Annotated in this window: 10 protein-coding genes; 4 read left to right on the top strand and 6 right to left on the bottom strand. The window is 45.0% G+C overall.

Going from position 1 to position 13,317, the window contains the following annotated elements:
- Positions 1–49: 49 nt before the first annotated feature.
- The 6 genes from C7R94_RS20140 to C7R94_RS20165 are packed head-to-tail and all read right to left on the bottom strand — an operon-like array spanning position 50 to position 5,790.
- On the bottom strand, positions 50–409 hold the full coding sequence (locus tag C7R94_RS20140) for a hypothetical protein (protein ID WP_158264696.1): 360 nt from the start codon (positions 407–409) through the stop codon (positions 50–52).
- Positions 382–609 (bottom strand): hypothetical protein, encoded by a 228-nt coding sequence (locus tag C7R94_RS20145; protein ID WP_106784065.1) that lies wholly within the window; start codon positions 607–609, stop codon positions 382–384. The genes C7R94_RS20140 and C7R94_RS20145 overlap by 28 nt, the downstream gene beginning before the upstream one ends.
- 26 nt (positions 610–635) lie before the next feature.
- A complete protein-coding gene (locus C7R94_RS20150) occupies positions 636–1,871 on the bottom strand; it encodes a benzoate/H(+) symporter BenE family transporter (RefSeq protein WP_106784068.1) in 1,236 nt (411 codons plus the stop codon).
- A gap of 35 nt (positions 1,872–1,906) precedes the next feature.
- Entirely contained in the window at positions 1,907–3,343 is a 1,437-nt protein-coding gene (locus tag C7R94_RS20155) for a sigma-54-dependent transcriptional regulator (protein WP_106784070.1), read from the bottom strand.
- Complete coding sequence (locus tag C7R94_RS20160; RefSeq protein ID WP_106784072.1) at positions 3,312–4,631, bottom strand: ATP-binding protein; 1,320 nt, start codon at positions 4,629–4,631, stop codon at positions 3,312–3,314. Before C7R94_RS20160 ends, C7R94_RS20155 begins: the two co-directional genes overlap by 32 nt.
- 10 nt (positions 4,632–4,641) lie before the next feature.
- Positions 4,642–5,790: an iron-containing alcohol dehydrogenase gene (locus C7R94_RS20165; RefSeq protein WP_106784074.1), complete on the bottom strand. Its 1,149-nt coding sequence runs from the start codon at positions 5,788–5,790 to the stop codon at positions 4,642–4,644.
- Between the two features lie 259 nt (positions 5,791–6,049).
- Here C7R94_RS20165 and adhP point away from each other — a divergent pair, with 259 nt between their 5' ends.
- From adhP to C7R94_RS20185, 4 genes are all read left to right on the top strand, one after another.
- Positions 6,050–7,063: an alcohol dehydrogenase AdhP gene (gene adhP / locus C7R94_RS20170; protein WP_069848475.1), complete on the top strand. Its 1,014-nt coding sequence runs from the start codon at positions 6,050–6,052 to the stop codon at positions 7,061–7,063.
- Positions 7,064–7,378: 315 nt separating this feature from the next.
- Positions 7,379–9,043: a fibronectin type III domain-containing protein gene (locus C7R94_RS20175; RefSeq protein ID WP_106784076.1), complete on the top strand. Its 1,665-nt coding sequence runs from the start codon at positions 7,379–7,381 to the stop codon at positions 9,041–9,043.
- 1 nt (position 9,044) lies between these two features.
- The gene (locus C7R94_RS20180; protein WP_106784078.1) at positions 9,045–12,740 is read left to right on the top strand and encodes a polymorphic toxin-type HINT domain-containing protein; all 3,696 of its coding nucleotides are present in this window, start codon (positions 9,045–9,047) and stop codon (positions 12,738–12,740) included.
- Positions 12,741–12,760: 20 nt separating this feature from the next.
- Positions 12,761–13,099: a DUF3969 family protein gene (locus C7R94_RS20185; protein ID WP_106784081.1), complete on the top strand. Its 339-nt coding sequence runs from the start codon at positions 12,761–12,763 to the stop codon at positions 13,097–13,099.
- Positions 13,100–13,317: the final 218 nt, after the last annotated feature.

The raw sequence follows: 13,317 nt of genomic DNA on the forward strand, positions 1-13,317 counted from the left end.
TCAGGAGACATACAAAACGGCTCCTCAGATTCATTCGAGGAGCCGTTTCTTAGATTGCATCCAGTACATCCTCTTCCGTAATAGATGGAATCTCGTCTGACACAAACACGTTCTTATACTCGGTGCCGCTGTCCCCACCAGTCGCTTTAAATAACTGATTGGGGGTATTTGGAAACCATCTCGCGTGACCAACTTCTTCATCATAACCACCGTTGAGAAACAGAAGATACTCGCCTTCTGGAATTTCAGTCTGCTTATGATCCGCAATCGGAGCGATCTCTTTATCTTTATCAGGTTGAAAACCTACGATGCGGTACAGCTTGATCGTATCTCCCGCCTCAATATGGTGATCGGTGAGGTTTTGAAATACGTTGTCCACGGTTACTTCATACACATAGAATAAGAGCACTTCGCTTTTTTCTTCTTGTATGCTTTGGGAACGGTGCCTTTCAAAATAACCATGGCGTCTTGGGTGATTTCTTCTGCGGATGAAAAAGTTTTCGATAGCGCAAAACCACGTGAGGAGTGTGTGGGCTCCTTCGTCATGCAAGCAGAGCCGATCGCCAAAAGGAAAGCTGAAAGAGTGATGACACCAAGCCATTTTTTCACGGGACTCTCTCCTCACGCTCAGGCAGCTATGCCAACGGCTGCGTATTCTTCTTTTTCCCAAACCAGCTTTTCACGTTCCCATTCAAAATCAGATGGGTGATTACCCCCGCAATCAAGCCCCAGAAAGCAGCGCCGATTCCGCCAATGGAGATGCCGGAAATCGTGACGAGAAACGTAACCAGGGCGCATTCCCGTTCCTTCGCTTCGCTCATCGCCTGTGCGAGGCTGGAACTGAGTGAAGCAAACAGAGCCAAGCCAGCAATGACGGCAATCAATTCTTTGGGCAAGGCAGCGAACACTGAAGCCATTGTAGCCCCAAACATTCCAAAGATTAAGTAAAACCCCCCGCAAGCAATTCCGGCGATGTAGCGCTTGGCATGATCCGGATGGGCTTCTTTTCCCGTGCAAATGGCTGCTGTAATCGCCGCAAGATTGATTCCCGGTGAACCAAAAGGAGCGAGCAACAGCGACGCGATACCAGTAGTCGTTACGAGCGGTCCAGCAGGTGTATCGTACCCGTCTGCTTTTAAGACGCTAATTCCTGGGGCATTCTGAGAGGCAAGCGCGACGATGCACAATGGAATCCCCAAGCCGATGATCGCATCGAGAGAAAACGTCGGCATCGTAAAGACAGGCTGGACAAGGGACATCTGAACATTGTCCATTTGCAAACGCCCCAAAAGAAAAGCGGCACCCAAGCCGACAAAAAGCGTAAGCACAACGGCATACCGAGGAGACCAGCGTTTGGCGAATAAATAGCAAAAGATCATCGGCAGAGCCAATGCTGGCAGGTGCTGCATGGAAACAAAGACTTCTACGCAAAAGGACAGGAGAATCCCCGCGAGCATGGCGGTCGTAATCGACTGCGGGACGTATTTCATCAAGACGGAAAACAAACCGGAAACGCCGACGAGTGTAATGACCACGGCTGAAAAAATATACGCGCCAATCGCGTCGGGGAAGGAGTATACTGTCAAACTGGTGACCAAAAGGACCGCCCCCGGCGTCGACCAAGCCGTGATTACCGGGGTCCGAAACCAGATACTGAGCACAATACATGTTAAGCCGCTCCCAATCGAGATGGCCCAAATCCAAGAGGCGAGGACAGCATCGCTGAGTCCTGCACCCTTGGCAGCTTGAAAGACGATCAGCAATGGTCCCGCATAGGAGACCATCGTGGCGATGAGTCCAACAATAACGGCAGATAGAGAGAAGTCAGCAGGGATTTTTTTCAGGGTCGAGAAAGGTTTTTCGGGTACCACGACGTAAATGCCTCCTAGATGCTCCAATGCAGACGTTATGCTTTTTCGTTCAAAATGTAGCGAATCGTCCGTTTGGTGATGTTTAATTTTTTGCTTAAAAGCTGCCTGTTTCCATTCGTTTCGGTCAAGCCTTTTGCGATAATCGTTCGCCCGATCTCGCCTTCGAGCTGTTTAACCCGCTTGATCAAATAATCGAAGTCGATCCCGTCTACAGAGGTGACAAGGCGACTGATCGTATCGACAAAGCGCTCGCATTCGTGATCGATGACCTGCTCGATCCGTTTGGGGACAGTGGGTGGATGCACCTGTACCGTGCGGCTCCGCAAATTCGCTGGCAAATGCTCGGCACGCAGTCGTTCGCATTCGTGCAACGCGATGGTTTGATTCAGTACGTTGATCAGTTGGCGGACATTGCCTGGCCAATCGTAGCGCTGCAAGAGCTCAATGGCATCCTGCTCGATTTCAAATGGCCCTCCACTGCGCTTTTGCAAGTAGTAGTGCGCGATTGTGGGAATATCCTGAATCCGTTCGCGAAGAGGCGGAATCGACAGCTTGATCCCTTCCAGGCGATACAACAGGTCACTGCGGAAACGATTCATTTCGACCTCATGCTCCAAATCGCGGTTCGTAGCAGAAATAAAGCGAATATTGCTCTGACCGATCTGCTCGCCACCGACGCGCATGAACTCTCCCGTCTCTAGTGTCCGCAAGAGCTTCACTTGGATAGAAGGGGGAGCCTCCCCGATCTCGTCAAGAAAGAGCGTTCCGTTATGTGCCAGCTCGAACAAGCCTTTGCGAGATTTGAGCGCTCCCGTAAAAGCGCCCTTTTCATAACCGAACAGCTCACTTTCCAGCAAGGATTCCGGCACGGCTCCGCAGTTAAAAGCGACAAAAGGCTGCTGGGCACGATTGCTTGCTCCGTGGAGAAAACGGGCCATCAGCTCCTTGCCGGTACCCGTTTCGCCCTCAATAAGCACGTGGATCGCCTTTTTTGCTAATTTTTTGGCAATTGCGCATACATTGGCCATCGGACTGTCAGATGAATACACGATACCATATTGGGCGGCTTCTTGGGATAGGTGATCGCTGTGTTTGCTGGAAGAGGAGAGCACCGCGTCGATGACCTGCTCCAGACTGCTCAGGTCGTCGAACGGCTTCTCTAAGTAATCGCGCGCTCCCCATTGCATCGCTGTAACAGCCGATTTAATCGTACTGTAGCCCGTCATGATCAAAACTTCGCAGGCGGGAAACACGGCCTTGATCTGTTTGAGCAGCGTCAATCCGTCGGCATCTGGCAGCTTCAGGTCCACGAGTGCAGCATGAAAGCCGGTAGTATCCGTATGAAGCAACCGTTCCACGTCCTTGCTAGAATTGGCGACGACGATATCGCAGTCTTTTTTCTTGAGGAAATAGGTGAAAAAGGTAGTCACTTCTGTTTCATCATCCACGATCAAAATCCGTTTTTTCTCCATCGTTGTCCTCCTCGTCAGCTAACAGTGGCAAAAGCATCGTAAACTTGCTGTATTCTCCCTCCACGCTTTCGGCAAACAGCTTCCCGCCGTGTGCTTCTGCAATTCCAAGACTGACGGAAAGTCCAAGACCAGTCCCTTTTGTCCGTTCCTTCGTCGAGAAGAAGGGCTGAAAAATCTGTGAAAGCTGCTCTGCACAAATCCCTGTGCCGTTATCGTAAACGGATAAGCCTACGTAAGAGCTATTGTCTTCTTGTACGAGGAAGGAACGGATGACGATGTGTGGAGATTCCCTGCCTGCCACGGCGTCCCGTGCATTTAACAGGAGATTAATGACAATTTGCTCGATCTGATGACGGCTTCCATGAAACAGCAGAGGAGGCTCAGACATTTCCCGGGTTATGGTCAAGCCGGAAACAGACAGCTGGTAGCCAATCAGCCCCAGTACGTCCTCTACGACCTCGTCAATAGAGGTAGTGGAAAACAAGTACTCTTCCTGCCGAGAGAAAGTGAGCAGGTTTTGAATGATCTTTTTGCAGCGCACCCCGCATTGATAGATGTCTTTCATCAAAGGAGCCGCTGGTGCATCTGCATCTGTCATCTCGCGCATGAGCAATTGAGAGTTTCCGAGGATGGCCGTGAGCGGACTGTTCAGCTCATGGGCGATGCCGGCAGCCATCTCGCCAATCGCAGCCATTTTTGCAGATTGAATCAGTTGGGCTTCGATTTTGATTTTTTCACTCACGTCTTGAAAAAGCAGGCTGTTTTCTACGACGACACCGACATGGCTGGCGACAAGCTGGATCAATTCGGTTTCGTCCCGATCGACTGGCTGCTTTGTTTGGCGTAAGAGTGTCAGAAAACCAAAGGTCTGATTCAATTGGCTGCGCAGTGGAACAGAGGTGGCGTGATGCTCTGGCAGCACTTCCGCAAGGGTAAGATGAACCTGCCTGGTGAGCACAGGGGCTTCCACTGAAACAGGCTGTGTCAGCGTATGGCATTGCCAATCTCCGTCATTCCACGTGGCGAGATACGAGGAGAGCATGCCTCCCTTCACAATCGTCAGGGCAAAATGCTCGAACACGAGAATTTGCGAGAGCTGTGCAGCGATATAACTGGTTGTCTGTTGCCATGTGGCGTTGATCTGGATTTGTGTCAGCTGGTTAATCACGGCGAGCTGCTTGTTTTTCTTTTTCATCTCCTCGATCAGATAGACGAGCTCGCTGTAATAGCTTTTTCGCGAAGATTGAATCCCGGTCAATTTTTCTAGAATCTCTTGTTTAGTATGCATGGTAAACCTCCTACAAGGCTTGGCGAAACAACGTCGCGACATCGTGGACGGTCATGTCGCGAGGATTGGTCGTCATGCACACGTCCAGGACAGCGAGAGAACTGAGCAGGTCGATTTGCTCCGGATGCACCCCGATGTCCGACAACGATTGAGGCACCTCCAGATCGCTTACCAGCTCCTTGACCGCTTTGAGTGTGAGACGAGAGGCGGCATGTGTGCTAAAGCCCGCCGTGTTTTCACCGAGGCATTCAGCGATTTGCCTGTACTTTTCCGGTGCGGCGATGTAGTTGTACTCGAGTACATGGGGGAGCAGGATGGCATTCACCTCACCATGCGGAGCGTCAAGGAATCCCCCAAGCTGATGAGACATGGCATGCACAGCACCGAGTATGGCGTTGGAAAAGGCGATTCCGGCTTGAAGGCTCGCCATGGCCATCGCTTGCTTGGCCTCTGTATTGTATTGACTGGCGACAGATGGGCGCAGATGCTGGGCGATGAGACGTATGGCTTGCAGAGAATGCACCTCGGTCAGCGGCGTTGCGGCGAGCGAAATATACGATTCAATGGCATGTGTCAGCACATCTATGCCTGTATTGGCAGTGAGCAGCTTGTCCTTGGTCATCAAGGTTTGCGGGTCGATGATGGCGATATCGGGTATGAGCGATTTGGAGATAATCGCCATTTTCACCTTGCGTGCACTGTCTACAATAATGGAAAATTGCGAAACCTCCGAACCGGAGCCGGCTGTCGTCGGTACCATCACCATGGGAGGAAGAGGATGCCGGATATTATCGACCCCTTCGTATTGGACGATGCTTCCCTCGTTGGTAGCCAACAGTGCAATTGCCTTAGCTGCATCGATGGCACTGCCTCCGCCAACACCGAGAATGGCATTGCATTCCTTGGCGCGATATTCAGCAATCCCGGCATGAATCTCGTAATCTTTCGGATTGGCTGTCACGTTGGTCCATAAATGGTAGTCGAGCTTTTGCTGCTGCAAGTAAGAGATGATCCGCTCGACCCAGCCTGCGCTTGCCACCCCCGGATCACTGACAAGAAAGACGCGAGAAGCTCCCAATCTGCGCAAGCTTTCCCCTACCTGACCGAGAGACTGGTTCCCGAAAATGATTTCCGGCGTCATGAACTTGGATATTTGCATGCTTTCGCCCCCTTTTTCCACTACGTAGTAATACCGCAGGCAGGGAGGAATACCCTTTTTCGGCCAAAAGGTTGGCAAGTGGGCCGTTTTTTCGGCTCATGTGCCGCAATATCGGCTGCGTGGAAGAAAACAAGCCGCATAATGACTCGTTTTTAAAGCGCTTTCATGTTGGCATACTGCTTGCAACTAGTAGGAGGCAGGAAGAACACCTGCCCTTTGCGCACATGCCTGAAGGGGATAAAAGAGGAGGAAGGTCAAGATGAAAGCAGCAGTAGTCAACGAGTTCCATCAAAAGCTGGAAGTAAAGGAAGTCGCCATTCCAGAGGTCGGACACGGTGAGGTTCTGGTAAAAATCAAGACGTGTGGTGTCTGCCATACGGACCTGCATGCGGCACATGGGGATTGGCCTGTAAAGCCAAAGCTGCCTTTGATTCCTGGACATGAGGGCGTAGGTGTTGTCGAAAAGCTGGGGGAAGGTGTTACCTCGCTGAAAATTGGTGATCGGGTAGGCATTCCGTGGCTATTCTCTGCTTGCGGCGAATGCGACTACTGCCTGACAGGCTGGGAGACCCTGTGCATGCAGCAGTTAAACGGGGGCTATTCCGCCGACGGTGCTTATGCAGAATATTGCGTAGCGCCCGCTGCTTACGTCGCGCGGATTCCTGACGAGCTGGGCGATGTGGAAGCAGCGCCGATCCTGTGCGCTGGGGTAACCACCTATAAAGCATTGAAGGTAGCAAACGTGAAGCCAGGTGAATGGGTAGCGATCTACGGCATCGGCGGCTTGGGGCATGTGGCTCTCCAATATGCCAAGGCGATGGGTTACAACGTCGTAGCGGTCGATATTCACAAGGAAAAGCTGGACTTGGCCAAAGAACTAGGGGCAGATGTGACAGTAAACGGCAGTGAGGTTGATCCGGTACAAGCCATTCAAGAGCAGGTGGGCGGTGTCCACGGGGCGATCAGTGTGGCAGTTACCAAGAAGGCGTTTGAACAAGCCTACAAATCCGTTCGACGCGGCGGCTCCCTCGTCGTTGTTGGCTTGCCGAATGCAGAGCTGCCGATTCCGATTTTTGACACGGTGTTGAATGGAGTGACAGTAAAAGGCTCCATCGTGGGGACGCGCAAGGATATGCAAGAAGCACTTGATTTTGCGGCACGCGGCAAGGTTCGTGCGATTATCGAGACGCAGCCGCTTGATCAGATCAATGATGTATTGGAGCGTTTGGAAAAAGGTCAAATCAATGGTCGGGTTGTTTTGACGATGGAGTAATGAAAGGATAGGTGAAGCTGTTGTCGGGCTATGCTTTTCGTAAGCATGGGCTGGGCGACAGCTTTTTATTTGTATGAAGGATAGCCAACAATGGGTAATCATTAAAAAAGCAAAATAATAAATGAATCAGTGAAGTGAAGCAACGTAGTATGGCTATCTCATAAGGCTAATTATGGCCAAGGGATACCCTTTCATTTTTTCTTAGTATCCTGCAATAATTTGTAAAAAACCAGAAAAAAGACCTATGTAAAAACATGGATATATAATCTAAAATTTATATGTTATGTAAAAAACAGGGATAATGGAGGCGTTTTTTTGAAGAAGTACCTAAGAATATTTTTAGCTTTCGTTCTATTATTAACAGTTTCAGTCCCAACAAGCTATCTTCCAAATGCGGTGCAAAGAGTGTCTGCGTCCAGTTTACAAGAGGTGAATCTCCCAAGTTCTGAAGAAGAGACGATTGATCAAAGCGTAAAATCATTATTCGCATCTCATGAAAAAGTGGAATTACGACTCGGGGAATCGACAAACGTTCGTATCTTCAGTGACTCTTATAGCAACAGTGGCGATGTAACTCAAGAGGTCTCTTGGACCCCAAAAAAGAAAGGCATTGTATCTATTAAAGACGGACAGTTTTCAGCAACAGCTATTGGTTCAACTTTGGTAACTGTTCAGTATGGAGAACAAGAATTAAAAATTCCTGTTCAAGTATCACCTAATCAAGAGAACCTAGAGATTAAGGCAAGTGAAAATGAAGGAAGTGCCATTTTAAGCTGGGAAAATGTAGATGCTACTAGTTATACAGTGAAACGAGGAGAAAGTAAGAGGAAATACGAAGTTCTTGCGGTTGATCTGAAGAAGAACACTTTTTCTGATGATACAGTCAGACCTGGTACAACCTATTACTATAGGGTTGAAGCAAACTTATCTAATGGCGATTCCGTTGTTTCAAAGCCAGTGAAAATCAAAATGAAAAAAGGACAGAATGACTTTACATTAGAAACTGATTCTACTAGGCTTGACCTTCAAGTCGGTGAATCCAAATCAGTAGAAATAATTGCAAGGTTTACAGATGGTACGACTAGAGATGTAAGCACCAAGATAGAATGGAAAGTCGAAGATGAGAGTATTGTTTCGATAACCACCGAAAAGATAGAAGCAATGAATGCAGGGAAAACGAGGATCATCGGCTTTTACAATCAAAAAGAAATCCAACTGGAAGTATCGGTTGGTACCGATGAATCTATTCACCTTAGTGCGCAACAAGAAAACGAAGAAATCCAGTTGACTTGGAGTGAATGGTCAGAAAACTCAAAGTATATTGTACAACGTCGAGTTGGCAATGAAGACTTCGAACAAATAACGGATGAATTGTGGGCAACAAATTATAAGGATACCTCATTACAAAAGGGAGCCACTCATGAGTATAGAATTATTGGGCTTGGCACCGATGGATCACAAACTTTATCAAATGTAACTACTGTACAGATACATCAGGATGAACCTACATTAATTCCTTCTCTTCATAACGTAGCTTTAGATGTAGGTGGTGAAAAACAAGTAACCGTTGAGCTTCAAAATCCAGATGGCACAATGAAAGACGTTACAAACGAGGCTCTTTGGAAGGTAAAAGACGAAGCGATAATTAGTGTTAGTAATGGCAAGATAACTGCACATGCTGAAGGAACAACACTGATCAGTGTTTATTATGAAGATAAGATGGTAGATATTGAAATTGATGTAACTGATCCTCAAGAAGGTATTGATCTTGATGTAACTCCAACAATGAACGGGAATGTTCTTCGTTGGAATACGGAAGACAAAATTACGAGTTATAGCGTAAAAATGCGCAGCAGTAATTCTCAAAGTTATGAAGAGTTAATTTCAAAACTAACGGAAACCTCCTACGTAGATCATTCCATTGATCAAAATTCTGATGAATCTAGATACTATGTAGTAACGGGCATGACTAACTGGTGAAATGCTTATCTCGAATGAGGTAGAAATTACCTCACAAAAGAATGCATTGAATTCCGTTCTTCCAGAGGAGATCAAACCATTAATTACACCTGGTCCTGTCGAAGATACAATCGGAGCTTCAGGGTATAACTGGTATTCTATTACGTTACAAGAGAATCATACGTTAAGCGTATTTACACCTGATCTTCAGGGGAGAGGGACCTCTAAAGACATTTACAGTGATCCAAATCAACCATCATTAGCTTACACAACAAAGAATACCTTAACGTATACACCCAAAACCACCGGTACTTACTATATTAAAATAAAGGGCAACAGTGGACAAAAAATTACTATCTCTGCTGGTGATGGATCTAGCATTGAGCAAGCATATGCAATCGTTTTTGATAAAGACGATAAAAAGAGTATAGGAAAATTCTCAAGTCCTGGTAACGATAGTATCTACTTTGCTGCGGAGTTGACAAAGGGATATAACTATCACATTTGGGGAGACCCATTAGTTAAAGGCTGGGTTTTGTGCGATAGCGCACAAAGAGAGGTTTTATCCGGTACTACTTCACGTACTGATATCAAGGTTGATACAAGTGGAACATACTATATTAAATTGTTAACCGGTGAGAATGCTGGGGAGCACGAATACTATATTCTCAAATCGATCCCTCTATCGGTATCTACGCCTCAAAGCTATACGATTGGGCCAGAAAAGAAAATATGGTATCAAGTGAAAGCAAAAGCAAATCATACCTTAAGAGTTTATACACCAGGTTTGAGTGGTTTTGGTGCCGGTATGTACTTATACGATGATCCGAACAAACCTGCTATAAAAACGGTTTCTTTAGACACGCTTACTTTTACCCCTACGGAAACGAGTACCTATTTTATAGTAGTTTCAGGAAGTAGCGGAAAGACAGTTTCTATCACAGCTGGTGATGGGTCTGATCTTAATCAAGCATATTCGGTTTCTTTAGATGGGATAAAAGGAACGATTGCTACTTTTTCCACTCCGAGTAATGATAGTATCTTCTTTCGGACGGAATTAAAAGAAGGATTGAATTATCATCTTTGGGGAAAAGGCTCTTCACCGCTTGAAGGCTGGGTCTTGTATGATAGTGCAAAAAAAGAAATCCTATCTGATACTACTTCACGTATGGATGTAAGGATCGAGACAAGTGGAACGTACTATATCAAGATGCTAACTGGAGGAAGTGGTGGAGAAAATAAGTATGAATGGCTCGTATCCACACCAGTATCGTTCCCAGCGCCTCAGACAGATACTTTTGGCTCATCTAAAGACATTTGGTACATTGTAAAGGCACAAGCAAATCAAACTATCAAAATAGTGCAAAAAGGACTCAGTTGGACAGGATCAATAACTCTTTTAGATGACCCAAATGGTTCAAAAATTGTATCTTCTTCGGGTGATACTCTTACTTATACTGCCTTGACTTCGGGGATATATTTTATTCGGATAACCGATCAGAATAAAGCTCCTGGTGATGTGGTTACGATCAATATAGAAGGGGTAGAACCATGGCAGCCCCCCTCTACATCGCCATCTACTAACCCAGAACCTGAGAATATTGAAATTTTGAAAGAAAATGAGCCTATAGATGTAACAGCAAACTCTGGTAAGAGCTTGTACTACAAGTTTACTCCTCCAGTTTCTGGGAACTATCGATTTTTTACCAGCCCATTTAAGAACGAAGGACCCGAAAACGATACGTACCTTCAATTATATTCTGATGATACGTTCACAACATTATTGGCAGAAAATGATAACGTTCCGGAGGGGCCATATGGAAAGCTCTTCTCGAAGCTTGAATATCACTTGAGTGCAGGCACAGCATACTATTTAAAATTAAGCGCTCCCAATGACAGTTTGAATACTCGTATTACAGTTGAAGCAGTGGATGCCGATAGCACAAGAGAAGGCGCAATTCCAGCTAACTGGAATGAAATATACACGGATCGATTATCCTCGGCGTATGATATTGATTACTTTAAACTAACTGTTGATGAATTAGCATACTTAAACCTATATGTTGATAATAATGTGTTAATTCTAGAAGACGAAAATGGAAGCCCACTAAAAATCTTCTCTCCTAATATGGAAGAGAAATTGTTTCTTCCCCAAAAAACGGGTACTTATTATGCGAAAGTGATCTGGAATAAAAAACAAACAAACCAACATAACCAATTGCTTTCAGAACCTGAACCATGGGGTGACGGTAGGTATAATGCTGGATTTCATGGTTTAGAAATAGCTTCGCAAAATAAAACACTAGACACCACAGCAGGAAATGAAAAGTATGTTACGTTACAATGGACATTTAATAAGAGCCACCCTACTGTTGTCATTCAGGTTCAACATAAGGGCCAAGTGGTGTACGAAGAAACACGAAATAATGTACAAGCAAAAACAAATCAATTTACGTGGCATGGCAGATACAATCGACTTGAGCCTGGAAAACGCGCAGGAAATGGCACGTATTTTGTAAAGTTGTGGGCGACAGATGCACCCCAATATGAAATTACTGGAACAATTAGTGTATTGAATACCATTGAAAAAGAAGAAATGACTGTCCAAGAAACAATAAACTATTATAATGCCACTGTTTCGCCAGCTAACATCAAACTGATGCAAGAACACTTAACCAAGATGTTGTTTTACGATGGGCCTACCAAAGGGGAATATAACGAAGAGTTTCTCATGTCTGTAATTGCTTTTGAGATGGTAATGAACCGGAGTGCTCATGGTGATATCAACATGAGTTTTGGAGGCGAACCTCTGGAGGAAAAAGGGGAAGTTACGGATCGCTTATTAATATATGGTGGTAAGGGCGCATCATTAGGTTACGATAGATATGGGAAATTTGCAGAATTATTAATTACTGGCGACCTTTATATCTATGAAACAGCAGGAGACTACATTCCTCAATTTAGAGTATTTACTAAGGGTGGGAAAATACTAAAAGCAGCCGTAAAAACTTTGGATGATTTGTTTGATGATTGTAACTGTTTTCCAGCTGGAACACTAGTTTTAACAGACGAAGGTGAAAAATCTATCGAGGAAATTAAAGTAGGGGATAAGGTTCTTGCTAAGTCTGATGAAACTGGCGAAGTAGCATATAAAAAAATTGTAGGGCTGTTCCAAAAACAAGCAGATGAAATCTATTATATCCACATAAGGAATGAAATCATAGAGGTTACAGGAGAGCATCCTTTTTGGGTTGATAATAAAGGGTGGACTCTAGTAGAAGACCTGAAAAACGGTGACTTGCTTGTATCGAGTGACGGTACTAAACTCGGAATAGATAAAATAGAAAAACAGAGAAAAAGAGTAAAGGTTTATAACTTTGAGGTTGAGGACTTCCACTCGTACTTTGTATCAGATCTTCGGATTTGGGTTCATAACTGTGCATTGAAACATGTATATAAGTCAATTAAAGATGCACCAGAATATCCACAAGGGTTTTCAGCTGCTAAAAATGGAACAGTGAAGCATAATATAAAAAATTTAGAGTTACTTGATCAATTACGCGAAATTGAACCGGGCGCTTGGGATAAAGTTTATAAGGATGGAGTAAATGCAAGCGGTAGAAAAATCTCAATCCACTACTTCCAAAGTCAATCTGGTCAGGTGTTCAATGTAAAAGTAAAAAATAATTGGAGTAATTCGTCAAGTCGTATGCCTTAGTAAGGAGTGGAAATGTCAATATGCAAATTAAATTAGTGGAATCAATAGAAATTCAAAAATTTTTATGTGTATTAAACATCGGTATGCTTGATTCTTTGCTTGAAGGAGCTGTAACGTTTGAAGAGGCATATGCATACCTGTACCGCCCATATGTAGCTCAACTATTAACTGATAATGAAGCGAACAAGGAAATGATTGAATTATTCGAAGAATGTTGCATGCTGGAAGATATAAAGGATATTGCTCCTAATAAACTTAAAGAGGCAATAATACAGAAAAAGAAAGAAACATTAGATTTACTTAAATCCATCTCTAATACTGGTAAGCCAATGTATTGGCTCGATAATTTTGATGAATGATATGAATGATTTTATGACCTTGAAGGACCCTTTCAAGGTCATTCTCCCCTAATCTCCTTCCAGAAGAATCTTTAGGCTCAATCAATTCTAAAACCCCAGTAGAAAATACGGATTTCCTACTGGAGTTATTCATGAACCAATCTAGAACAATATCTGTTGCAGCTAGACAAACCTAATTAACTGAACGCTACAATTCCAAGTGAAAAGATAAGTAGAAA

It is taken from the genome of Brevibacillus sp. NRRL NRS-603, assembly GCF_003013445.1.
Classification (GTDB): Bacteria; Bacillota; Bacilli; order Brevibacillales; family Brevibacillaceae; genus Brevibacillus; species Brevibacillus formosus.

Excerpts from the sequence above, each read along its gene's own strand:
- C7R94_RS20155 (WP_106784070.1), bottom strand. The coding sequence starts at position 3,343 with ATGGAGAAAAAACGGATTTTGATCGTGGATGATGAAACAGAAGTGACT.
- C7R94_RS20165 (WP_106784074.1), bottom strand. The coding sequence starts at position 5,790 with ATGCAAATATCCAAGTTCATGACGCCGGAAATCATTTTCGGGAACCAG.
- adhP (WP_069848475.1), top strand. The coding sequence starts at position 6,050 with ATGAAAGCAGCAGTAGTCAACGAGTTCCATCAAAAGCTGGAAGTAAAG.
- C7R94_RS20160 (WP_106784072.1), bottom strand. The coding sequence starts at position 4,631 with ATGCATACTAAACAAGAGATTCTAGAAAAATTGACCGGGATTCAATCT.
- C7R94_RS20185 (WP_106784081.1), top strand. The coding sequence starts at position 12,761 with ATGCAAATTAAATTAGTGGAATCAATAGAAATTCAAAAATTTTTATGT.
- C7R94_RS20180 (WP_106784078.1), top strand. The coding sequence starts at position 9,045 with ATGCTTATCTCGAATGAGGTAGAAATTACCTCACAAAAGAATGCATTG.